We start from the raw sequence: 22,137 nt of genomic DNA, 5'->3' as shown, positions 1-22,137 counted from the left end.
CCCGCGGGTGGTCCTTTTGCTCTGGTGGTCGCTGCTCATCGGCTTCGCCGCTGACAGGAAAATGACGAGGCCGCTGGGGGCGCCGCTCAGCGGCCTCGTCGCTGACAAGAGGTGAGTGACGACCTCCGTCGCTGGTCAGCCGTCCAGGACTACTGAGACGATTCCGGCGAGGTGGGCCAGCCTGGCGACCTCGGCGGCGCGGAACATGGGGCCGCCGGGGCGGCCGGCGAGCAGGACGCGGTCCGGCTTGCCGATCGGCGTGGCGGCCAGCTCGGTGCCCAGCTCCTGCCAGGTCTCCGGCACCCACAGCTCGTCGCCGTCCAGGATCGTGGCCCGCGGCAGCGGTAACCACGGCAGTTCCAGGTAGCCCTCCTGCGGGGCCGACGAACTCGCGGCGAGCTGCTCGGCACCGCCCGCGTGGTGGCCGAACACGATCGCCCAGCCCGACCGGATGATCTTCGGGACGCCTTCGGCGAAGATCTGCAGCCCGTTGCCGGGTTCCGCGGCGATGTCCTCGACGAGCTCCAGCTCGCGGTGGGTGTCCAGCACGCCCGCGTACGGGCGGACCGCGTCGACCTCGACGCCGTCCACGGACTCCGCGGCGGTGATCAGGATGTCCGGGAGGCGGCCCGAGGGCAGTTCGACGACCATGTCGTCGATCGCCACGTCCCCGCCGCGCTCCACGACGTCGACGCTGAGGATGTCGGCGCCGATCTCGCCGAGTGCGGACGCGACCGCCCCCAGCACGCCCGGACGGTCCGGTATCTGCACCCGGATCAGGAAGGACACCGGACTCAACGCCTCCAGCTTCGTGCGCGGAACCTCGCCGTCCGCGCTCCCCGCACCGCACACGGCCGCACGCGGAGGCCACCGTGCGCCCGGCAGGCGGGGCAAATTGTGGCAGACACCGCACCCTATCGGTGCGACCGGCGTTCGTGTAGTGGAACGAGCACGGCATTCGCGGGGTTCCCGCCCAGGTCCGCGCCGCCCCGGTCGATGTCCACGATGTGCCCGCGTTCGTCCACGATGCGGGAGTTCGCCGGGACCCGGCGCGGTCGCCCGATCGCGCGGAGCGACCGGGTGCCCGGCGCGCCCGATCGCCCCCTGGGCGGGTGGGCGCGGGCTCCGCCATAGACTGAGGAGCAACCGTGATACCGGACATGACCAGGGAGCCTTCGTAGTGTCCAAGATCTCCCGCGACGAGGTCGCGCACCTCGCCGGCCTCGCCAGGCTGGCGGTCACCGAACAGGAGCTCGACACGTTCGCCGGGCAGCTCGACGTCATCCTGGAATCGGTCGCGAGGGTCGGTGAGGTCGCCGCGGAGGACATCCCGCCGACCTCCCACGCCGTGCCGGTGACGAACGTGTTCCGCGACGACGTGGTGCGGCCCAGCCTGCCGCGCGAGGCTGCGCTGGACGGCGCGCCCGCGGCCGAGGAGAACCGGTTCCGCGTTCCGCGGATCCTGAGTGAGGAGGCGTGATGACGACGACCGCGACCGGAGGTGACCCGGCCCTGACCGGCCTGTCCGCCGCCGACCTCGCCGACCGCCTCGCCGCGGGCGAGGTCACCTCGGTGGAGGCCGCCCAGGCCCACCTGGACCGCATCGCCGCCGTGGACGGCGTGGTGCACTCGTTCCTGCACGTCGACGCGGACGGCGCGCTCGCCGCCGCCAGGCAGGCCGACGAGGACCGCGCCGCGGGGAAGGCCGCCTCGCCGCTGGCCGGCGTGCCGCTGGCGCTCAAGGACGTGTTCGCCACCAGCGACATGCCCACCACCTGCGGCTCCAAGATGCTGGAGGGCTGGACGCCGCCGTACGACGCGACGGTGACGCGGCGGCTGCGCGAGGCCGGCGTGGTCATCCTCGGCAAGACCAACATGGACGAGTTCGCGATGGGCTCCTCCACCGAGAACTCCGCGTACGGACCGACCCGCAACCCGTGGGACCCCGAGCGCATCCCGGGCGGGTCCGGCGGCGGGTCCGCCGCGGCGCTCGCCGCGTTCGAGGCCCCGCTGGCCATCGGCACCGACACCGGCGGTTCCATCCGCCAGCCCGGCGCCGTCACCGGCACCGTCGGCGTGAAGCCCACCTACGGCGGGGTGTCCCGCTACGGCCTGGTCGCGTTCTCGTCCTCGCTGGACCAGCCGGGGCCGTGCGCGCGCACCGTGCTGGACGCGGCGCTGCTGCACGAGGTGATCGCCGGGCACGACCCGATGGACTCGACCTCGATCAGCTCGCCGGTGCCGCAGGTCGTGGCCGCCGCCCGCGATGGCGCCGCCGGGGACCTCACCGGGGTGAAGGTCGGCGTGGTCCGCGAGTTCGCCGGGGACGGCTACCAGCCCGGCGTGGAGCGCTCGTTCCGCACCGCCGTCGAGCAGCTCGCGAAGCTGGGTGCCGAGGTCGTCGAGGTCTCCTGCCCGCACTTCGAGTACGCGATGGGCGCCTACTACCTGATCGCGCCGAGCGAGTGCTCCTCGAACCTGGCCCGGTTCGACGCGATGCGCTACGGCCTGCGCGTCGGCGACGACGGCAGCCGCAGCGCCGAAGAGGTCATGTCGCTGACCCGCGAAGCCGGGTTCGGGCCCGAGGTGAAGCGGCGCATCATGCTCGGCACCTACGCGCTGTCCTCCGGCTACTACGACGCCTACTACGGGCAGGCGCAGAAGGTGCGGACGCTGATCACCCGCGACTTCGCCGCCGCCTTCGAGCAGGTGGACGTGCTGGTGTCGCCGACGACGCCCACCACGGCGTTCCCGATCGGCGAGCGCACCGACGACCCGCTGGCGATGTACCTGGCGGACCTGTGCACCATCCCGTCGAACCTGGCGGGCAACGCGGCCATGAGCCTCCCCAGTGGACTGTCCGATGAGGACGGCCTGCCGGTGGGTCTGCAGATCATGGCCCCGGCGCTGGCCGACGACCGGCTCTACCGGGTCGGCGCCGCCTACGAGACCGCGCGCGACGCCGCCCAGGGCGGCCCGCTGCTCGACCGTGTCCCCGCCCTGGAGGTGGCGTGATGAACCAGAAACTGAAGGCGGCGTTCCAGCTCGCATCCGTGCTCTCCGCGGCCTACGGCCTGCGCGCGAGCCTCCGCGAGGCCAAGGCGAACGGCGACCGGCTCGCGATGGCCGACTCGATCATCACCGCGCTCGGCCTGATCACCGGCACCGCGCTCGCCATCCGCACCCTGCGCAAGGGGGAGGACGGCCAGTGACCGCGGTCGCCGAGATCATGGACTACGACGAGGTCCTGGAGCGGTTCGACCCGGTCCTCGGCCTCGAGGTGCACGTGGAGCTGTCCACGGCCACCAAGATGTTCTGCGGCTGCGCCAACGAGTTCGGCGCCGAGCCGAACACGCAGGTGTGCCCGGTGTGCCTGGGCCTGCCCGGCGCGCTGCCCGTCGTCAACGGCAAGGCGGTGGAATCGGCGATCCGCATCGGGCTGGCGCTGAACTGCCAGGTCGCCGAGTGGTGCCGGTTCGCGCGGAAGAACTACTTCTACCCGGACCAGCCGAAGAACTTCCAGACCTCGCAGTACGACGAGCCGATCGTCTTCGACGGTCACCTCGACGTGGTGCTCGACGACGGCGAGACCTTCCGCGTCGACATCGAGCGGGCGCACATGGAGGAGGACACCGGCAAGTCGCTGCACGTCGGCGGTGCCACCGGCCGCATCCACGGCGCCGAGCACTCGTTGCTGGACTACAACCGCGCGGGCGTGCCGCTGGTGGAGATCGTCACCAAGCCGATCGTCGGCGCCGGGGAGCGCGCTCCCGAGGTGGCGCGGGCCTACGTGGCCGCGCTGCGCGACCTGCTGCGCTCGCTGGACGTCTCCGACGTGCGGATGGACCAGGGTTCGCTGCGCTGCGACGCGAACGTCTCGCTGATGCCGAAGGGCACCACCGAGTTCGGCACCCGCACCGAGACGAAGAACGTCAACTCGCTGCGCAGCGTGGAACGCGCGGTGCGCCACGAGATGCGCAGGCACGCCGCGGTGCTGACCTCCGGCGGCGAGATCCGCCAGGAGACCCGGCACTTCGACGAGTCGACCGCGACGACCTCGGCGGGGCGCAAGAAGGAGACCTCCGAGGACTACCGGTACTTCCCGGAGCCGGACCTGACTCCGATCGCGCCGTCCCGCGAGTGGGTCGACGAGCTGTCCCGGACCCTGCCCGAGCTGCCCTGGGAGCGACGCAAGCGCGTCCAGGACGAGTGGAAGCTCTCCGACGAGGAGCTGCGCGACCTGGTCAACGCCGGGGCGCTCGACCTCGTCGCGGCCACCGTGGATGCCGGAGCCCCGCCCGCCGAGGCGCGGTCCTGGTGGGTGGCCTACCTGTCGCAGCAGGCCAACACCCGCGGCGTCGAGCTCACCGAGCTCGCGATCACGCCGGCGCAGCTGGCGCGGGTCATCGCGCTCGTCGCCGAGGGCAAGCTGACGAACAAGCTGGCCCGCCAGGTCGTCGACGGCGTGCTCGACGGGCAGGGCGAGCCGGACGAGGTCGTCGCCGCGCAGGGCCTGGAGGTCGTCTCCGACGACTCCGCGCTGCAGGCCGCGATCGACGAGGCCCTGGCCGCGCAGCCCGACGTGGCGGACAAGATCCGCGGCGGCAAGGTGCAGGCCGCGGGCGCCGTCGTCGGTGCGGTCATGAAGTCCACCGGCGGCAAGGCCGACGCCAAGCGGGTCCGCGAGCTCATCCTCGCCGCCTGCGGCCAGTAGCACCGTCCGACCGGCAGCGGGCCGCTCGTCCTCCGGGACGGGCGGCCCGTTCGGCGTTGAGGGCTAGAGCGCGCGGATCACGCGACAGGGGTTTCCCGCTGCGGAGACGCGGTCCGGGACGTCTCGGGTGACGACGCTGCCCGCGCCGATCACCACGTCGTCGCCGATGGTCACGCCCGGGCAGACGATCACACCGCCGCCCAGCCACGCGTTGTTGCCGATGCTGATCGGCGCCGCCGTCTCCCAGCGCTCCCGCCGGGCCTGGTGGTCGGTCATCGGGTGCAGCGCGGTGAGCAGCTGGACGCGCGGCCCGATGGACACGTCGTCCCCGATGCTGATCGGCGCGCAGTCCAGCAGGATCGCGTCGTAGTTGAGGAAGCTGTTGTCCCCCAGGCTGATCAAGTACCCGTAGTCGCACTGGAAGCGCGGCATGATCCACGATCCGGTGCCCAGCCGCCCGAGCAGCCTGCCGAGGACGTCCTGCCGCCGCTGCTCCTCACCTGCCCTCGTCGCGTTGAAGTCGTCCAGCAGTTCCTGGCAGCGCCTGCGCTCGGCGAGGAGTTCCGGATCGCCGTCCTGGTACGGCTCCCCGCGCAGCATCCGCTCCTTGTGCTCACCCATGCCCGCATCGTCCCGTCGCGGTGCCGCGCGGGTCAGTCGGGGGCGCCGTCCTCGCCGAACCAGTGGGCCATGCGGCCGCGGCGGCTCACGGCGCGCAGCCGGTGCTCGGTGGCGGTGCGCGCTCCCGCGGTGGTCATGATGAGCAGGTCGTCGCCGGTGCGCAGCCGCGTCCCCGGTTCCGGCACGAAGGAGGTGCCGCCGCGGATGATCAGGGTGATGGCGCTGGGGTCCGGCAGCCGCAGCTCCCGCAGCATCACGTAGTGCAGCTGCGAGCCCGGCGGCACCGACACGGTCAGCAGCTCCGCGTCGAGCACGTCCAGCGGCGCCACCTCCACCTGGATCTCCCGCGCCGCGTCCGCCCGCACCAGCCCGAGCGCGCGGGCCAGGCCCAGCAGCCCGGGGCCCTGCACCAGGGTGAACACCGCGACCAGCACGAACACCACGTTCAGCACCCGGTCGCTGCCCGGCACGCCCGCCACCACCGGGAAGGTGGCCAGCACGATCGGTACCGCGCCGCGCAGGCCTGCCCAGGACACGAACGCCTGCTCCCGCAGCGGCACCCGGAACGGCAGCAGCGACACCAGCACCGACAGCGGTCGCGCCACCAGCAGCAGCACCAGCCCCACCACCAGCGCGGGCAGCAGCTCCGGCAGCAGCTCGTGCGGGGTGACCAGCAGGCCCAGCAGCACGAACAGCCCGATCTGCGCGAGCCACCCGAGCCCTTCGGCGAACGAGCGCACCGAGGCGCGGTGCGGCAGCCCGGAGTTCGCGAGCACCAGACCGGACAGGAACGCGGCGAGGAACCCGGACGCGTCCACCGCGCCGGAGGCGGCGAACGCGACCACGCCGAGCCCGAACATCGCCACCGGGTACAGCCCGGACGCGGGCAGCGCCACCCGGTGCAGCACCCACGCCCCGGCCCGGCCGACGAGCAGGCCGATCACGGCGCCCGCGCCCAGTTCGTAGAGCACGTCCCCGGCCACTTCCAGCGGGTGGAACTCCAGCGGCACGGTGCTGAACAGCAGCACCAGGATCACCGTCGGCGCGTCGTTGAAGCCGGATTCGGCCTCCAGCATCCCGGAGACCCGACGCGGCACCGGCAGGGTGCGCAGCACCGAGAACACCGCGGCCGCGTCGGTGGAGGACACGACCGCGCCGAGCAGCAGCGAAGCCTGCCAGGGGAGCCCGATGAGCAGGTGCGCGCCCGCGGCGGTGACGACGACGCTGACCGCGACCCCGGCGGTGGCGAGCAGCCCGCTGGGCGCGAGCAGCGGTTTCACGTCCGACCAGCGGGTGGTGAGGCCGCCTTCGACGAGGATGACGGCGAGCGCGGCGGTGCCCAGGTCCTGCGCGAGCTGCGCGTCGTCGAAGTGCAGGCCGAGCCCGTCCTCGCCGATGACCAGGCCCAGCGCGAGGAACAGCAGCAGCGCGGGCAGGCCGAAGCGCGCCGCCGCGCGGGTGGCGAGGATGGCTGCCAGCAGCACGAGCCCACCCGCCAGCAGCGTCGTGTACAGCTGCTCCAAGGTCATCGCTGTTCCGTTCCGCCACCGGCGCGCCGCCGGCCTCGGGCCGGGACGCGTCCTGAGTGGACCATGGCCGGGTTCGTCCTGCTCCGGTCACCCCCTCGCAGCGGCGAGGGGGCGGACCCGTCAGGCCTTCGGCCCCGGGTCAGTCCTTGCCGGTGTCGCCGGAGGGAGGTTCGATCCGGATCGCCCGGTCGTCGCTGGGCACGGGCGCGCCGCCGGACTTGTTCGAGGTGCCCAGCCACAGCAGCCCGTCCGGGCCGTTCGCGGCGGCGGAGAAGCGCCCGTAGGTCTTCTCCATCACCTTGGCGGGCTGGCCGGTGAAGGTGCCGTCCGGGCCGGGGTTGAGCGCGTACAGCGCCGCCGCGTCGGTCAGCGCCACGACCACGGAGGCCGGTCCGGCGGCGCAACCGGCCACGCCGGGCCGGTCCGGCCAGCTCCAGGCGGGTTCGCCGAGCGCGGTGCCGAACTCGACGCGGTGCAGCGCGTCCCGGGTCGCGCCGCGGTCGGTCAGCCAGTAGCCGCCGGTCTCGGCCGCCCCGCACAGCCCGCCGGGATCGGAGACGCCGGAGGCGACCACCCGGGACTTCGGGTCGGGGTTGCCCGCGGCGGGCGCGCCGAAGCCGTCGATGCGCAACACCTTGCCCGCCAGCGATCCCGGGTTCGCCGCGTTCGCGCGGTCGCCCGCGTCGCCGGTGGCGACCAGCAGCGCGCCGCGCCCGTCGTCGAGCAGCGCCCCCGCGTTGCCGGTGGAGCCCTTCGGAATGCCGGTGAGCACCGGTTTCGGGCTGTCGCCCGGCGCGACCCGCAGCACCTGGTTCTCGCCGCCGACGCTGGCGTACGCGTAGACGAGCTCGTCCTCCTGGTAGCTCGGGGACAGCGCCAGCCCGGTCAGCCCGCCACCGCCGGAGCGGTCCACCGGCACCCGGGCGATCTCGACGGGTTCGGCGTCCTGCTCGACGCGCAGGATGCGGCCGGTGGCGCGTTCGCCGACCAGCGCGCCGCGGCCGTCGGGCAGCACGGTGATGGCGCCGACCGGGTCGAGGCAGGTCGCGACGACCGCCGGGTCCGGGTCGATGCAGCCGATGGGCACCGCGGGCACGTCCTCGGTGGGCTGTCCCGGTGGCGGTGGGGGCGGCGCGGGCTGCTCGATCGACGGCTGCGGGCCGGCCTGCGGTTCCAGCGACGGCTGGTCGCGCCAGGCACCGGGGTGCTCGTCGGGGAACTGGGCGCAGCCGCCGAGCGCGATCGCGGCCAGCAGCGCTCCCGCCGTCCGCGCGCGAGGACGGCGACCGGCGGGGGAGGTGCGCTGGGCTGCCACGAGTGCCGAGGGTATCGGCCGCGCCGTGAACACCGGGTGAGCACCCGGCGGGCCGAGCGTCGCGCCGCCCGGAATCCCACCCGCCGGGAACGTCCGTTCCGCGGAACCCGCCGTGCAGCCGCGCGAGCGCCACCGAATGCAGCAATTCCGGATGAGACCGCGGTCGCCGATCCGGAACCGGTCCGCGCCGCGAGACCGGTCCGGGCGGTCGATCCGGAACCGTCCGAGTCGCGCGGCGCATCGCCGGCACCTGCGGAAACGAAGAATTCACGAGTCCGGTACCGCATTCTGGCGAATGCCGGAACAACGCGATCTCCGTGGAATTCCCCTCGGAAAAGGTTCACCCGAAAGGGTCGCTTCGGCAGTGCGTGATGCCTTAACCTTCTGCGCCGTGAGCATTCACGACGATCGCCCCAGCGGACACCGAGACGAGCGTCCGCAGCGCGGCGGGAAGAAGTCCGCCGACGGGCCTACGGGAACCCAGGGCCTCGGCGTGCAGGACTACGACTACGACTACTACGACGACGCCGCGTACAGCGATGCGAACGCGACCGCCGTGGTGGACCGCGGCTCCGGTGCCGACTTCTACGAAGAGCTCGACGACCGCAAGCCGTTCGCGTGGAACGCAGGCACCGATCTGGGCCTGCTGGTGCTGCGCCTGGTCGTCGGCGGCATCTTCGCCGCGCACGGCGCGCAGAAGCTGTTCGGCGTGCTCGGCGGTTCCGGCCCGGAGAAGTTCGCGCAGAGCCTGGCCAAGGCCGGGTTCGAGCAGAGCGCGGTGCTGTCCCTGGTCACCGGCGGGACCGAGCTCGGCGCGGGCGCACTGCTCGTGCTGGGCCTGTTCACGCCGCTGGCGGCCGCGGGCATCGTCGGCGTGATGGCCAGCGCCATCGTGTCGATGAAGCTGCCCGGCCCGTTCTTCGACCAGGAGGGCGGCTACGAGTACCCGGTCGTCCTGATCGCCATCGCGCTGTGCCTGATGTTCACCGGACCCGGCCGGGTCGCGCTGGACAACGGGCGGTCCTGGTTCCGGCACCCGCTGGTCAGCGGCTTCATCTGCCTGGTGATCGCGGCGGGTTCCGCGGCGGCGGTGCTGGTCCTGCTGAGGTCCTGATGTCCGGCGGAGCGCCGGTCCTCGGCGGCTCCGCGTCCTCCGACGAAAAGCGACGGCCGGGTTCCACGTGGAACCCGGCCATCGGCACGTTCGCGGTCCTACTTGGAGACGTCTCGGACGGCGCCGTGCGAGGCGGAGGTGGCCAGCCGCGCGTAGGCGCGCAGCGCCGAGGTCACCTTGCGCTCGCGGGACACCGGCTGCCACGGGTGCTCGCTGCTCTCCATCTTGGCGCGCCGCTCGGCCAGCACCTCGTCGTCGACGAGCAGCTGCAGCGTGCGCTCCCGCACGTCGATGAGGATCTGGTCGCCTTCCTCGACGAGGCCGATCACGCCGCCGTTGCCCGCCTCCGGCGAGATGTGCCCGATGGACAGCCCGGAGGAACCGCCGGAGAACCGGCCGTCGGTGATCAGCGCGCACTTCTTGCCGAGACCGGAGCCCTTCAGGAACGCGGTCGGGTGCAGCATCTCCTGCATGCCCGGTCCGCCGGAGGGGCCCTCGTAGCGGATCACCAGCACGTCACCGGGCTCGATCTTCTTCTGCAGGATCGCGGCGACGGCCTGCTCCTGGCTCTCCAGCACCCGCGCCGGGCCCTGGAAGTGCCACAGCTCCTCCTCGACGCCCGCGGTCTTCACGACCGCACCGTCCTCGGCGAGGTTGCCGCGCAACACCGCCAGCCCGCCGTCCGCGGTGTAGGCGTGCTCGAAGTCGCGGATGCAGCCGCCCGCGGCGTCGGTGTCCAGCGAGGACCAGCGGTTCTCGGTGGAGAACGCCTGCGTGGTGCGGACTCCGCCGGGCGCGGCGTGGAACAGGTCGAGCGCTTCTTGGGAGGGCGATGCGCCGCGCACGTCCCAGCGGTCCAGCCACTCGGTGAGGCTGGCGCTGTGCACCGAGGACACGTCGCGGTGCAGCAGCTCCGCGCGGTCCAGCTCACCCATGATCGCGGAGATGCCGCCGGCTCGGTGCACGTCCTCCATGTGGTAGTCGGAGTTCGGCGCGACCTTCGACAGGCACGGCACCTGGCGGCTGATCCGCTCGATGTCCGAGAGCTCGAAGTCGATCTCGCCCTCGCGGGCGGCGGCCAGCGTGTGCAGCACCGTGTTCGTGGAGCCGCCCATCGCCATGTCCAGCGCCATCGCGTTCTCGAACGCCTTCTTGTTCGCGACCGAGCGCGGCAGGACCGAGTCGTCGTCCTCCTGGTACCAGCGCTTCGAGATCCGCACGACGGTGCGCCCGGCCTCCTCGAACAGGGCGCGGCGCGCGGCGTGCGTGGCCAGCGTGGAACCGTTGCCGGGCAGCGCGAGGCCCAAGGCCTCGGTGAGGCAGTTCATCGAGTTCGCGGTGAACATGCCGGAGCAGGAGCCGCAGGTCGGGCAGGCGGAGCGCTCCACCTCGCTGAGCCCGTCGTCGTCGACCGCGGAGTTCGCCGACGCGGAGATCGTGGTGATCAGGTCGGTCGGCGCCTGCGCGACGCCCTCCACGACCACGGCCTTCCCGGCCTCCATCGGGCCACCGGAGACGAACACCGTCGGCACGTTGAGCCGCATCGCGGCGTTCAGCATGCCCGGCGTGATCTTGTCGCAGTTCGAGATGCACACCAGCGCGTCCGCCTGGTGCGCGTTGACCATGTATTCCACCGAGTCGGCGATGATCTCGCGCGAGGGCAGCGAGTAGAGCATCCCGCTGTGGCCCATGGCGATGCCGTCGTCCACCGCGATCGTGTGGAACTCCCGCGGCACACCGCCCGCTTCGCGGATCGTCTCGGCCACCACGTCGCCGAGGTCGCGGAGGTGCACGTGACCGGGCACGAACTGGGTGTAGGAGTTGGCGATGGCCACGATCGGCTTGCCGAAGTCGTCGTCGGTCATGCCGGTGGCACGCCACAGCGAACGGGCGCCTGCGGCGTTCCGTCCGTGGGTGGTGGTGCGGGAGCGCAACTGGGGCATGGTCCTTCTCGGTTCTCTCGCTGAATTCGCGTCGGGACGGCGAAAAGACGCCCACCTCGTGAGTGGGGGGACGAACTGCGGTGACCTCGACGCTACTCCTGCCCGGCGGCGCCGGAGGTGACCGGTTCGCGCTCCCCGGGCGTTCGTGACGCAGGCCTCGGCCGGTACCGGGGAGCGGACGGCGCCGGCGGCGCCCGGTTCGGAACGGGCACCGCCGGCGCGAGCGGGGATCAGCCCGCGGACTCGCGGGAGGTGCCGTCGGCGCCGGGCTCGTCGGTGGACGGCTCGGCGGCGGACTCGGCACCGGTGGCCTCGGTGCCCGCGGTGGTCGGAGATCCGGAGGCGGCATCTCCAGCGGTGGCGGCGGATTCGGCGTCGGTCGCGGACCCGGTGCCCTCGTCCGCCGCGTCCCGGGCCTCGGCGGTGGCGCCGTCGGGCTCCGGAGCGCTCGGCGCGGCGTTCGGGTCGGGGACGCGGCCGCCGCTGAGCTCGGCCAGCCGACCCACGTCCCGCACCCGGATCGCCGGGAGCGCGATCTCCGCGCCGGAGCCGAGCACGGCCCGCACCCAGCGCCGCTCGTCCAGGCGCAGCGAGGCCAGCTCGTCCCAGCCGAACCCGGTGCGGCCGAACAGGCGGCGCACGGTGATCCGCTCGGCGGTGACCACGGTGCGCGGCCGCACGATCACGTAGGCGAGCGCCAGCGGGATCAGGTAGGTGGGCAGCAGCTGCGGGAACGGCTCGGCGAAGGCGATCGGCGTGACCGAGATCGTCACCGCGAACACCGCGAGCAGCGAGGTCCGGGTCAGCTGGAAGGTCAGCGACTTCGGCAGCGCCTTGGCACGCCCGGCGGCGCGCGGGACGGGCGTCGCGGCCGGTCCGGCGGGCTCGGCGGTGCCGGAGCTCCCGATGCCGAAGTCGTCGGTGCCGGAGTCTCCGGTGCTGGATCCCTCGGCGGTGCGGGGCTGCCCGGCGGCGCCGGAGCCCTCGGGCGCATCGGGGCCGGTCGCCTCGGTGGCCGGCGCGACGCCGGGTTCCGCCGCGTCCTCCCGGGTGGCGGTGCCGGTCGTGCCCTGGTCCTCGGACGTGCTCACTTCGCGGGTCCCCTCTGCCTCTGCGCGTTCCGGCCCCGCGGCCCCGGGCTCCGCGGGGGAGCCGGTGCGCCCGGTGTCGCGCTCGCCGCGGCCGGGGCCGGGCGGCTCGGGTGCCGCAGGTGTCTCGCTCACCCCTCGATGCTCTCACCCGCGCGCGGGACGCCCGCAGCGTCCCTGCTGGTGGCGGGAGTGCGGGGACGCGGTGCGCCCGGTGTCGCGACCGGGCCGCGCGGACCCGCGGCGGCGGAGCGACGTACGCCACACCGGGTTCCGCCGAATGCGCGCGGCATGCTCCCGACCTGCGGGAACACCGGGCGGTGCGCGGCTCCGCCCGGGCCTCCGGTGTCCAGCATGCGGGAGGATCTTCCCGCATGGTTTGACCTCGCGGCGTCCGGGCCGTTAACGTCCTCGTCATGCTGCGACTGCACGACATTCTCGTACTTCCCCGGCGCGTCGACGCCTGAGGAAGCTCCGCAGCGACGACGCGCCAACCCTCGTACGGTCCTATCCGGCCCGGCGGGGGTTTTTTCGTGCCCACTCACCGACCACCACCGTTCGGACAGAGGCGAACTCGATGACCAGCGCCCACACCAGGCAGAGCCCGGTCCCGGCACCGCCGCCGGGACACCGTCCCAAACCAGCACCGACCAACGACGCTCCAGTGCAGGTCACCGGCGCGCAGTCGCTCGTCCGGTCGCTGGAGTCCGTCGGCGCCGAGATCGTCTTCGGCATCCCCGGCGGCACGATCCTGCCTGCCTACGACCCGCTGCTCGACTCCACGAAGGTCCGGCACGTGCTGGTCCGGCACGAGCAGGGCGCCGGGCACGCCGCCACCGGTTACGCCCAGGCCACCGGCAAGGTCGGCGTGTGCATGGCGACCTCCGGTCCCGGCGCGACGAACCTGGTCACCGCGCTCGCCGACGCGCAGATGGACTCGGTCCCGATCGTCGCGATCACCGGCCAGCAGTCGACCAGCCTGATCGGCACCGACGCCTTCCAGGAAGCCGACATCTGCGGCATCACGCTGCCGATCACCAAGCACAACTTCCTGGTCACCAAGGCCGAGGACATCCCGCGCACCATCGCCGAGGCCTTCTACATCGCCTCGTCCGGACGTCCCGGGCCGGTCCTGGTGGACATCCCGAAGGACGTCCAGCAGACCGCGACCACCTTCTCCTGGCCCCCGGAGATGAAGCTGCCCGGCTACCGGCCGACCAGCAAGCCGCACGGCAAGCAGGTCCGCGAAGCCGCGAAGCTGATCACCGCGGCGCAGCGGCCCGTGCTCTACGTCGGTGGTGGCGTGCTCAAGGCCGAGGCGACCGAGCGGCTCCGCGAGCTCGCCGAGACCACCGGCATCCCGGTCGTCACGACCCTGATGGCCCGCGGCGCGTTCCCCGACTCGCACCCGCTGCACCTGGGCATGCCCGGCATGCACGGCACCGTCGCCGCGGTCGCCGCGATGCAGCGCTCCGACCTGCTGATCGCGCTCGGCGCCCGGTTCGACGACCGGGTCACCGGGCAGCTGTCCTCCTTCGCGCCGGAGGCGAAGGTCGTGCACGCCGACATCGACCCGGCCGAGATCTCCAAGAACCGCAACGCCGACGTGCCGATCGTCGGCGACTGCAAGGAGGTCATCGCCGAGCTCATCGACGCCGTCGCCACCGCCACCGAAGCGGGCGGCACCGCCGACCTCGGCCCGTGGTGGACGCAGCTGAGCAGCTGGCGCGACACCTTCCCCCTCGGCTACGAGTGGCCCGCCGACGGCAGCCTCGCCCCCGAGTACGTCATCGAGCGGCTCGGGGCGCTGGCCGGGCCGGAGGCGGTGTACTGCGCGGGCGTCGGCCAGCATCAGATGTGGGCGGCCCAGTTCATCAACTACGAGAACCCCCGGACCTGGTTGAACTCCGGCGGTCTCGGCACCATGGGCTACTCGGTGCCCGCCGCGATGGGCGCCAAGGCCGGACTGCCCGGCACCCAGGTGTGGGCGATCGACGGCGACGGCTGCTTCCAGATGACCAACCAGGAGCTCGCGACCTGCGCCATCGAGGAACTGCCGATCAAGGTGGCCGTCATCAACAACGGCAACCTCGGTATGGTCCGGCAGTGGCAGAGCCTGTTCTACGCCGAGCGCTACTCACACAGTGACCTCGGCACCCACAAGCACCGCATCCCCGACTTCAAGCTGCTGGCCGAAGCGCTCGGCTGCGCGGGCCTGCGGTGCGAATCCCGGGAGGACGTCGACAGCGTCATCCAGCAGGCGATGGAGATCAACGACCGACCCGTCGTGATCGACTTCGTGGTGGGCAAGGACGCGCAGGTGTGGCCCATGGTGGCCGCGGGAACCGGCAACGACGAGATCATGGCGGCGCGCGGAATCCGCCCGCTGTTCGACGAAGACGAGGGGTGACCGCACCCATGAGCCGACACACTCTCAGCGTGCTGGTGGAGAACGTGCCGGGCGCGCTCGCCCGCGTCTCCGGGCTGTTCTCCCGCCGCAGCTTCAACATCGAATCCCTGGCCGTCGGCCCGACCGAGCACCCGGAGATCTCCCGGATGACGATCGTGGTCGCGGTCAGCGACCAGCCCCTCGAACAGGTCACCAAGCAGCTCAACAAGCTCGTCAACGTGATCAAGATCGTGGAGCTGGAACCGGAGGTCGCGGTCCAGCGCGAACTGCTCCTGGTCAAGGTGCGCGCGGACGCCTCCGTGCGCAGCCAGGTGCTGGAAACCGTCCAGCTGTTCCGGGCCAAGGTCGTCGACGTCTCCCCGGAGGCGCTGACCGTCGAAGCCACCGGCGACGGCGAGAAGCTGGGCGCGCTGCTGCGCATGCTGGAGCCCTACGGTATCCGGGAGATGGTGCAGTCCGGGGCGATCGCCATCGGCCGCGGACCCCGCTCCATCACCGCCACCGCGGTGCGCTGACCCCGGTCCCCGGCTCCGCCGGGAGATCGTCGGCGCGCACCGGCGGGCGGCCGTCCCGCCGCGACCGGGACGGCCCCCGCGGGCAGAACAATTCGAGAAGTCCCGAAAGGAACACGGAAACCATCATGGCAACTGAGATCTTCTACGACGCCGACGCCGACCTCAGCATCGTGCAGGGCCGCAAGGTCGCGGTCATCGGCTACGGCAGCCAGGGCCACGCGCACGCGCTGAGCCTGCGCGACTCCGGTGTGGACGTTCGCATCGGCCTGCCCGAGGGATCGAAGTCCCGCGCCAAGGCCGAGGAAGAGGGCCTGCGGGTGCTGACCCCGGCCGAGGCCTCCGCCGAAGCCGACGTGATCATGATCCTGGCGCCGGACACCAAGCAGCGGGAGATCTACGCCAACGACGTCGCCCCCAACCTCAAGAGCGGCGACGCGCTCTTCTTCGGCCACGGCTTCAACATCCGCTACGGCCTGATCCAGCCGCCGTCGGACGTCGACGTCGCCATGGTCGCTCCCAAGGGTCCCGGCCACCTGGTGCGCCGCCAGTTCGTCGACGGCAAGGGCGTGCCGTGTCTGATCGCCATCGAGCAGGACGCCTCCGGCAACGCGCAGGCGCTGGCGCTGTCCTACGCCGCGGGCATCGGCGGCGCCCGCGCCGGCGTCATCAAGACCACCTTCAAGGAGGAGACCGAGACCGACCTGTTCGGTGAGCAGGCCGTCCTCTGCGGTGGTGCCAGCGCCCTCGTGCAGACCGGTTTCGAGGTCCTCGTCGAGGCCGGCTACCAGCCCGAGATCGCCTACTTCGAGGTGCTGCACGAGCTGAAGCTGATCGTCGACCTCATGTGGGAGGGCGGCATCGCCGGGCAGCGCTACTCCTGCTCCGACACCGCCGAGTACGGCGACCTCACCCGCGGCCCGCGCGTCGTCGACGCGCACGTCAAGGAATCCATGCAGAAGATCCTCGGCGAGATCCAGGACGGCACCTTCGCGAAGGAATGGGTCGCCGAGGACGAGGCCGGCCGCCCCCACTTCACCAAGCTGCAGCAGGCCGGCAACGACCACCAGATCGAAGAGGTCGGCAAGAAACTCCGCGCCCTCATGTCCTGGACCGGGAAGTGAGCATCGGCGCACCGCTGAACTGAACCAGCACGCCGCCCGCCGTCCGATCGACGGCGGGTGAGCGGTCGGGAAGGCCCGGGATCCTCACAAGGGATCACCGGGCCTTCGGCGTTTTTTCCCCGGGGTCTTCTTGATCCGGGGTGGGGTGGCGGAACCTCAGCGCTTTCCTCGCTGCGGGATCGTTTTCACAGGTGGCTCCGCCACATGAGAAAACGCTGTCCTCGCGAGGAAAGCGCTGAGAACCCGCGGGTGGTCCTGCTGCGTGTGTGGTCTCCGCTCATCGGCTTCGCCGCTGACAGGACGGGGGTGTCAGGGCTTCTTCGCGTAGAGGGTGGTGAGGAGGTCGACCACGGCGCTGGTCGCGGGGTGGGGGTCGTTGCGGGGCCAGATGACCTGGACGGGGACCGGGGGCGCGTCGCGGACCGGGCGGTAGGTGATGCCGTCGCGGCGGTACTGGGCGACCGTGCCGTGCGGGGTGATCCCCACGCAGCGGCCGGTCGCGATCGCCGCCAGCCAGTCGTCGATGTCGTGCGTCTGCTCCAGCACCGGGCGCTGCTCCGGCGGCCACAGGTCCGCGGTGGTGGTGCCGGTGCGGCGGTCCACCACCAGCACCCGGTCCCGGATCTCGCCCAGCGGCACCGAACGCCGCCGCGCCCACGGGTCGTCGCCCGCCAGCGCCACGTAGCGCCGCTCGTGCCCCACCGTCGCGTGCCCGTAGCGCGCGGAATCCACCCCGGCCCGCACCACCGCCAGATCGCAGGCGCCCTCGGCGAGGCCGCCGGTGTGCGTGTTGGTGCGCACCAGGTGCAGCGCAACGTCCGGGTGCTCGGCCGCCCAGCGGCGCTGGAACTCCTTGGTGTGCCGCCCCACCGCCGACCACGCGTGCCCGAGGCGCAGCCGGGCGTGGCCGCCGGTGGCCTCCCGCGCCAGCTCCTCCGCCTCGGCCAGCAGGTGCCGGGCGCGGGCCAGCACCCGCGCGCCCGCCGTGGTCGGGACGCAGCTGCGGCTGGTGCGGTCCAGCAGCCGGACGCCGAGCGCGCGCTCCAGCGAGCGCAGCGTGCGCGAGACCGCCGCCTGCGACACGCCGAGCTCGATCGCGGCGTCGGTGAACGTCCCGGCGTCCGCGATCGCCACCAGGCAGCGCAGCTGCCGCAACTCCACATCCATGACTCCAGCGTATGGATGGTGGTCCCGGTGCATTTTGCCCGGCGCCGCGGCGGCCCGATGCTCGCGGTCATGACGACGACGGAACGCCTCGAACCGGCCATCGGGACCACCACCGCGGACACCGGGACCGCGGGAACCGGGCGGGCGGCCGGGGTGGCGCTGATGCTCGGCGGCGGGCTGTCGAACCAGTTCGGCGCCGCCACCGGGGCGCTCGCGTTCCCCGTCGTCGGGCCCGCCGGGGTGGTGGCGGTGCGGCAGTGGGTGGCGGCCGTGGTGCTGCTGGTCGCCGGGCGGCCGCGGCTGCGCTCGTTCACCGCGCGGCAGTGGTGGCCGGTGCTGGGCCTGGCCGCCGTGTTCGCCACCATGAACCTCTCGCTGTACACCGCCATCGACCGCGTCGGGCTCGGCCTCGCCGTCACCCTCGAATTCCTCGGGCCGCTGGCGGTGGCGCTGCTGACCTCGCGGCGCGCCGTCGACCTCGGCTGCGCCCTCGCCGCCGGGGCCGCCGTGGTGGTGCTGACCCGGCCGCAGCCCAGCACCGACTACGCGGGCATCGGGCTGGCGCTGCTGGCCGCGGTCTGCTGGGGCTGCTACGTGCTGCTGAACCGGACCGTGGGGCGCCGGGTGCCCGGCGCGCAGGGCTCGGCGGCCGCGGCGGGCGTCTCCGGGCTGCTGTACCTGCCGATCGGCATCGCGGTGCTCTGGCAGCACCCGCCGACGCCCGCCGCGCTCGGCTGCGCGGTCGCCGCGGGAGTGCTGTCCTCGGTGGTGCCGTTCGTCGCGGACCTGTTCGCGCTGCGCCGGGTGCCCGCGAACTTCTTCGGCGTCTTCATGAGCGTCAACCCGGTGCTCGCCGCGGTGGTCGGCCTCGTCGTGCTGGGCCAGCGGCCCGGACCGCTGGAGTGGGTGGCGATCGGGGTGATCGTGGCGGCGAACGCGGTCGCCGTGCTCGCCGGGCCCCGCGCGGCCCGCCGTTGACGACCGCGCAGCGGGGCGTCACCGGAGGGCCCGGACGCGTCGGCGTCCGGGGGACCGGCCACCCGTTCACGCGATCGAAGGGCACCGCCGGTGAGCGGTATCGTGCCGGGCGTGAGCGAAGAGACCAACACCACCGTGGACGAACCGGTGGACGACAAGGCGCACATCCGGCACAAGCTGGACTTCACCGACGCCGAGTGGATCACCAGCACCGAGGACGACGACGAACCGGGCGTGGAGATCGCCTTCGTCGACGGCTACATCGGCATGCGCAACGGCGCCGAGCCGGAAGGACCCGTCCTCGTGTTCACGCCCGAGGAATGGGACGCCTTCGTCGCGGGGGCCAAGGACGGCGAATTCGACGAGCCGTGATCCCCGACCGCACGCGCAGCCGCTGAGCTGCCGGTTCATCCTCCCGCCTTCGATCCGGTCGGGCCGCTCGCGCGGACGCCCGGGGCGGCGCGCGGTGGGGTTGGGATGCGTCACACCCTTGTGAACGAGTTCTCAATCTCCCGTTAAACTCGCTGACCGTCCGGGTACAACGCCGTGCCCAGCTACGACCGTGATCCCTCTCAATGGAGCGCGCCCGTGACCAACCGTCCTGTCGTCCTGATCGCCGAGAAGCTGGCCCCCTCCGTGCTGGAAGCCCTCGGAGAAGAGGTCGAGATCCGCCACGTCGACGGCACGGACCGGCCGGCGCTGCTGGAGGCCGTCGCCGACGCCGACGCGCTGCTGGTCCGCTCCGCCACCAAGGTGGACGCCGAAGTCCTCGGCGCGACCGGCAAGCTCAAGGTCGTCGCCCGCGCCGGCGTCGGCCTGGACAACGTCGAGGTGCCCGCCGCCACCGAGCGCGGCGTGATGGTCGTCAACGCGCCCACCTCGAACATCGTCTCCGCCGCCGAGCACGCGCTGGCGCTGCTGCTGGCGGTGGCCCGCAACGTGGCCGCCGCGGACGCGAGCCTGCGCGCGGGGGAGTGGAAGCGCAGCTCCTTCAGCGGCATCGAGCTCAACGGCAAGACCATCGGCGTCGTCGGCCTCGGCAAGATCGGCCAGCTGTTCGCGCAGCGCATCGCGGCCTTCGGCACCAAGCTCATCGCCTACGACCCCTACGTCTCGGCCGCGCGCGCCGCGCAGCTGGGCATCGAGCTGGTCAGCCTGGAAGACCTGCTGGCGCGCGCCGACGCGATCTCCATCCACCTGCCGAAGACCGCCGAGACCCTCGGCCTGATCGGCGCGGAGGAGCTCAAGAAGGCCAAGCAGGGCCTCATCGTCATCAACGCCGCCCGCGGTGGCCTGGTGGACGAGGAGGCGCTGGCCGAGGCGATCCGCAGCGGCCACATCGGCGGTGCCGGCATCGACGTCTACAAGACGGAGCCGACCACCTCCAGCCCGCTGTTCGAGCTGACCAACGTGGTCGCCACCCCGCACCTGGGCGCCTCCACCACCGAGGCGCAGGACCGCGCGGGCACCGACGTGGCCCGCTCGGTGCTGCTGGCGCTGCGCGGCGACTTCGTGCCGGACGCGGTGAACGTGCAGGGCGGTGCCGTCGGCGAAGAGGTGCGCCCGTACCTGCCGCTGACCCAGAAGCTGGGCCAGCTGCTGGCCGCCGTGCTCGGCAGCACGCCGACCTCGGTGACCGTCGAGGCGCGCGGCGAGCTCGCGCACGAAGACGTCTCGGTGCTGCAGCTCGCGGCGCTGCGCGGCGTGTTCTCCGGTGCCGTGGACAGCCAGGTCACCTTCGTCAACGCGCCGCAGCTGGCCGAGGACCTCGGGGTGCAGGTCGAGGTGAAGACCACCTCGGAGAGCCCGAACCACCGCAGCGTCGTCTCGGTGCGCGCGACGCTCGCCGACGGCCGTTCGGCGGTCGTGTCGGGCGCGCTGTCGGGCACCGACCTGGTGGAGAAGCTGATCGAGGTCAACGGCCGCCACTTCGACCTGCGGGCCGAGGGCAGCGTGCTGCTGCTGGAGTACCCGGACCGCCCGGGCGTGATGGGCAAGGTCGGCACCCTGCTGGGCGAGGTCGGCGTGAACATCGAGGCGGCCACGGTCAGCCAGACCGCCGAGGGCTCCGACGCGATCATGCTGCTGCGGGTGGACCGCCCGGTGGAGGCGGGCGTGCTGGAGCCGATCGGCGCGGCCGTCGGCGCTCGCACGGTCCGGACCGTGGACTTCGAGTGATCGGCTGACCGGCGAGGTTTCGGGTTCGCCGTTGCCGGAAAAGGGGCCGTCGCACACCTGTGGGCGGCCCTTTTCGCCACCCCGCTCACCTGCGTCACTCGTTCGGGTGTCCCGCCAACCGGGATGCCTCGACCACTTGGTGGGTCCGGCGTGCCTGCCCGCGTGGCCTTGCCGGTAGCCTTCGGCGCAACAGTTCGAGCCCCGCGGGTCGGGGTGGTAGTCGGGAGGTGTGTACATGCGGCTCGCTGTGATCCCCGGTGACGGGATCGGGCCGGAGGTGGTGGCCGAGGCGCTCAAGGTCCTCGGTGAGGTCGTTCCCGATACCGAGATCACTCGATACGACCTGGGAGCCGCCCGCTGGCACGCGACCGGTGAGCTGCTGCCGGAATCGGTGCTGACCGAACTCCGCCAGCACGACGCGATCCTGCTCGGCGCGGTCGGCGACCCCTCGGTGCCGAGCGGAATCCTGGAGCGCGGGCTGCTGCTGCGGCTGCGCTTCGAGCTCGACCACCACGTCAACCTCCGCCCCGCCCGGCTGTACCCGGGGGTGAAGAGCCCGGTCAACGACCCGGGTGAGATCGACATGGTGGTGGTGCGCGAAGGCACCGAAGGCCCCTACGCGGGCAACGGCGGTCTGCTGCGCAAGGACACGACCCACGAGATCGCCACCGAGGTCAGCCTCAACACGGCGTTCGGCGTGGAGCGGGTGGTGCGCGACGCGTTCGCCCGCGCCGCGTCCCGGCCGCGCAAGCACCTCACGCTGGTGCACAAGACCAACGTCCTCACCCACGCCGGATCGTTGTGGTCCCGGGTGGTCGAGGAGGTCTCGCTGCAACACCCCGACGTGACGGTCGCCTACCAGCACGTGGACGCGACGACGATCCACCTGGTGACCGACCCGAGCCGGTTCGACGTGGTGGTCACCGACAACCTGTTCGGCGACATCATCACCGACCTGGCCGGTGCGGTGACCGGTGGGATCGGTCTCGCCGCCAGCGGCAACATCGACGCGACGCGGCGGAACCCGAGCATGTTCGAGCCGGTGCACGGCAGCGCGCCGGACATCGCCGGGCACGGTTCGGCGGACCCGACGGCCGCGGTGCTGTCGGTGGCGCTGTTGCTCGACCACGTCGGGCAGACCGAGGCGGCACGCCGGGTGGAGGCCTCCGTGGCCTTCGACCTGGCGACGCGGGACCACTCGGCACCGGGAGCGACGTTCGCCGTCGGCGACCGGCTCGCCGCGCTGGTGTCCTCCCGCGAGGTGGCCCAGCAACCCTGATCTCCGGGTCCAGGACGGGCGCCTCCCCACTCCGGGGAGGCGCCCGTCCGCGGGTCCGGGTGCGGGCCGCGGACGCCCCGGTCGGGGCCGCGCGAGCTGCTGGCGGCCACCGAGGACCACGCGGAGACGACCGGGTCGGAGCACCGGGCGATCCTGCGCGCGCTG

At 72.5% G+C, this 22,137-nt stretch carries 19 protein-coding genes; 12 read left to right on the top strand and 7 right to left on the bottom strand.

What is annotated here, in order from left to right; translation table 11 throughout:
• Nucleotides 1-135: 135 nt before the first annotated feature.
• Nucleotides 136-789: an amino acid-binding protein gene (locus LCD33_RS03115; protein WP_224956480.1), complete on the bottom strand. Its 654-nt coding sequence runs from the start codon at nucleotides 787-789 to the stop codon at nucleotides 136-138.
• Between the two features lie 391 nt (nucleotides 790-1,180).
• Here LCD33_RS03115 and gatC point away from each other — a divergent pair, with 391 nt between their 5' ends.
• The 4 genes from gatC to gatB are packed head-to-tail and all read left to right on the top strand — an operon-like array spanning nucleotide 1,181 to nucleotide 4,714.
• On the top strand, nucleotides 1,181-1,480 hold the full coding sequence (gene gatC / locus LCD33_RS03110) for an Asp-tRNA(Asn)/Glu-tRNA(Gln) amidotransferase subunit GatC (protein ID WP_224956462.1): 300 nt from the start codon (nucleotides 1,181-1,183) through the stop codon (nucleotides 1,478-1,480).
• A complete protein-coding gene (gatA, locus tag LCD33_RS03105) occupies nucleotides 1,480-3,015 on the top strand; it encodes an Asp-tRNA(Asn)/Glu-tRNA(Gln) amidotransferase subunit GatA (protein ID WP_224956464.1) in 1,536 nt (511 codons plus the stop codon). The genes gatC and gatA overlap by 1 nt, the downstream gene beginning before the upstream one ends.
• On the top strand, nucleotides 3,015-3,212 hold the full coding sequence (locus LCD33_RS03100; protein ID WP_224956466.1) for a hypothetical protein: 198 nt from the start codon (nucleotides 3,015-3,017) through the stop codon (nucleotides 3,210-3,212). Before gatA ends, LCD33_RS03100 begins: the two co-directional genes overlap by 1 nt.
• Nucleotides 3,209-4,714 carry an Asp-tRNA(Asn)/Glu-tRNA(Gln) amidotransferase subunit GatB gene (gene gatB / locus LCD33_RS03095; protein ID WP_224966757.1) on the top strand — a complete coding sequence of 502 codons (1,506 nt, stop codon included), beginning with the start codon at nucleotides 3,209-3,211 and terminating at the stop codon, nucleotides 4,712-4,714. Before LCD33_RS03100 ends, gatB begins: the two co-directional genes overlap by 4 nt.
• A 63-nt stretch (nucleotides 4,715-4,777) precedes the next feature.
• Here the strand turns inward: gatB and LCD33_RS03090 are convergent, their stop codons facing one another.
• The 3 genes from LCD33_RS03090 to LCD33_RS03080 form a co-directional block, all read right to left on the bottom strand.
• Nucleotides 4,778-5,335 carry a sugar O-acetyltransferase gene (locus LCD33_RS03090; protein ID WP_224977491.1) on the bottom strand — a complete coding sequence of 186 codons (558 nt, stop codon included), beginning with the start codon at nucleotides 5,333-5,335 and terminating at the stop codon, nucleotides 4,778-4,780.
• Between the two features lie 32 nt (nucleotides 5,336-5,367).
• Nucleotides 5,368-6,858 (bottom strand): potassium/proton antiporter, encoded by a 1,491-nt coding sequence (locus LCD33_RS03085; protein ID WP_374108022.1) that lies wholly within the window; start codon nucleotides 6,856-6,858, stop codon nucleotides 5,368-5,370.
• Between the two features lie 145 nt (nucleotides 6,859-7,003).
• Nucleotides 7,004-8,179: a sorbosone dehydrogenase family protein gene (locus LCD33_RS03080; protein WP_224977490.1), complete on the bottom strand. Its 1,176-nt coding sequence runs from the start codon at nucleotides 8,177-8,179 to the stop codon at nucleotides 7,004-7,006.
• 391 nt (nucleotides 8,180-8,570) lie between these two features.
• On the opposite strand from LCD33_RS03080, the gene LCD33_RS03075 reads away from it, so the two are divergent.
• Entirely contained in the window at nucleotides 8,571-9,293 is a 723-nt protein-coding gene (locus LCD33_RS03075; RefSeq protein ID WP_224956471.1) for a DoxX family protein, read from the top strand.
• A gap of 98 nt (nucleotides 9,294-9,391) precedes the next feature.
• On the opposite strand, the gene ilvD is transcribed toward LCD33_RS03075, so the two are convergent.
• A complete protein-coding gene (gene ilvD, locus LCD33_RS03070) occupies nucleotides 9,392-11,236 on the bottom strand; it encodes a dihydroxy-acid dehydratase (RefSeq protein ID WP_224956481.1) in 1,845 nt (614 codons plus the stop codon).
• 230 nt (nucleotides 11,237-11,466) lie between these two features.
• Nucleotides 11,467-12,327: a PH domain-containing protein gene (locus LCD33_RS29305; protein WP_224966759.1), complete on the bottom strand. Its 861-nt coding sequence runs from the start codon at nucleotides 12,325-12,327 to the stop codon at nucleotides 11,467-11,469.
• A gap of 574 nt (nucleotides 12,328-12,901) precedes the next feature.
• Between LCD33_RS29305 and LCD33_RS03060 the strand changes: the two genes are divergently transcribed.
• From LCD33_RS03060 to ilvC, 3 genes are all read left to right on the top strand, one after another.
• Entirely contained in the window at nucleotides 12,902-14,734 is a 1,833-nt protein-coding gene (locus LCD33_RS03060) for an acetolactate synthase large subunit (RefSeq protein ID WP_224956482.1), read from the top strand.
• A gap of 8 nt (nucleotides 14,735-14,742) precedes the next feature.
• The gene (gene ilvN / locus LCD33_RS03055) at nucleotides 14,743-15,249 is read left to right on the top strand and encodes an acetolactate synthase small subunit (RefSeq protein WP_224956483.1); all 507 of its coding nucleotides are present in this window, start codon (nucleotides 14,743-14,745) and stop codon (nucleotides 15,247-15,249) included.
• Nucleotides 15,250-15,374: 125 nt separating this feature from the next.
• Nucleotides 15,375-16,370: a ketol-acid reductoisomerase gene (ilvC, locus tag LCD33_RS03050; protein ID WP_224956484.1), complete on the top strand. Its 996-nt coding sequence runs from the start codon at nucleotides 15,375-15,377 to the stop codon at nucleotides 16,368-16,370.
• Between the two features lie 309 nt (nucleotides 16,371-16,679).
• Here the strand turns inward: ilvC and LCD33_RS03045 are convergent, their stop codons facing one another.
• Nucleotides 16,680-17,537, bottom strand: coding sequence for a LysR family transcriptional regulator (locus tag LCD33_RS03045; protein ID WP_224977489.1), 858 nt, complete (start codon nucleotides 17,535-17,537; stop codon nucleotides 16,680-16,682).
• A 69-nt stretch (nucleotides 17,538-17,606) separates the two neighbouring features.
• On the opposite strand from LCD33_RS03045, the gene LCD33_RS03040 reads away from it, so the two are divergent.
• The 4 genes from LCD33_RS03040 to LCD33_RS03025 all read left to right on the top strand — a co-directional run bounded on the left by LCD33_RS03040 (nucleotide 17,607) and on the right by LCD33_RS03025 (nucleotide 21,972).
• A complete protein-coding gene (locus tag LCD33_RS03040) occupies nucleotides 17,607-18,515 on the top strand; it encodes a DMT family transporter (protein WP_224968636.1) in 909 nt (302 codons plus the stop codon).
• Between the two features lie 111 nt (nucleotides 18,516-18,626).
• Nucleotides 18,627-18,887, top strand: coding sequence for a DUF397 domain-containing protein (locus LCD33_RS03035; RefSeq protein ID WP_373690015.1), 261 nt, complete (start codon nucleotides 18,627-18,629; stop codon nucleotides 18,885-18,887).
• A 216-nt stretch (nucleotides 18,888-19,103) separates the two neighbouring features.
• Entirely contained in the window at nucleotides 19,104-20,693 is a 1,590-nt protein-coding gene (gene serA, locus LCD33_RS03030) for a phosphoglycerate dehydrogenase (RefSeq protein WP_224956487.1), read from the top strand.
• Nucleotides 20,694-20,928: 235 nt separating this feature from the next.
• Nucleotides 20,929-21,972 (top strand): 3-isopropylmalate dehydrogenase, encoded by a 1,044-nt coding sequence (locus LCD33_RS03025; protein ID WP_224956488.1) that lies wholly within the window; start codon nucleotides 20,929-20,931, stop codon nucleotides 21,970-21,972.
• The last annotated feature ends 165 nt before the right edge of the window (nucleotides 21,973-22,137 follow it).

Origin of the sequence: Saccharopolyspora sp. 7B (assembly GCF_020177435.1) — a bacterium.
GTDB lineage: Bacteria > Actinomycetota > Actinomycetes > Mycobacteriales > Pseudonocardiaceae > Saccharopolyspora_C > Saccharopolyspora_C gregorii.
The sequence above is the reverse complement of the archived record's forward strand: the minus strand, read 5'-3'. Positions and strand labels throughout refer to the sequence as shown.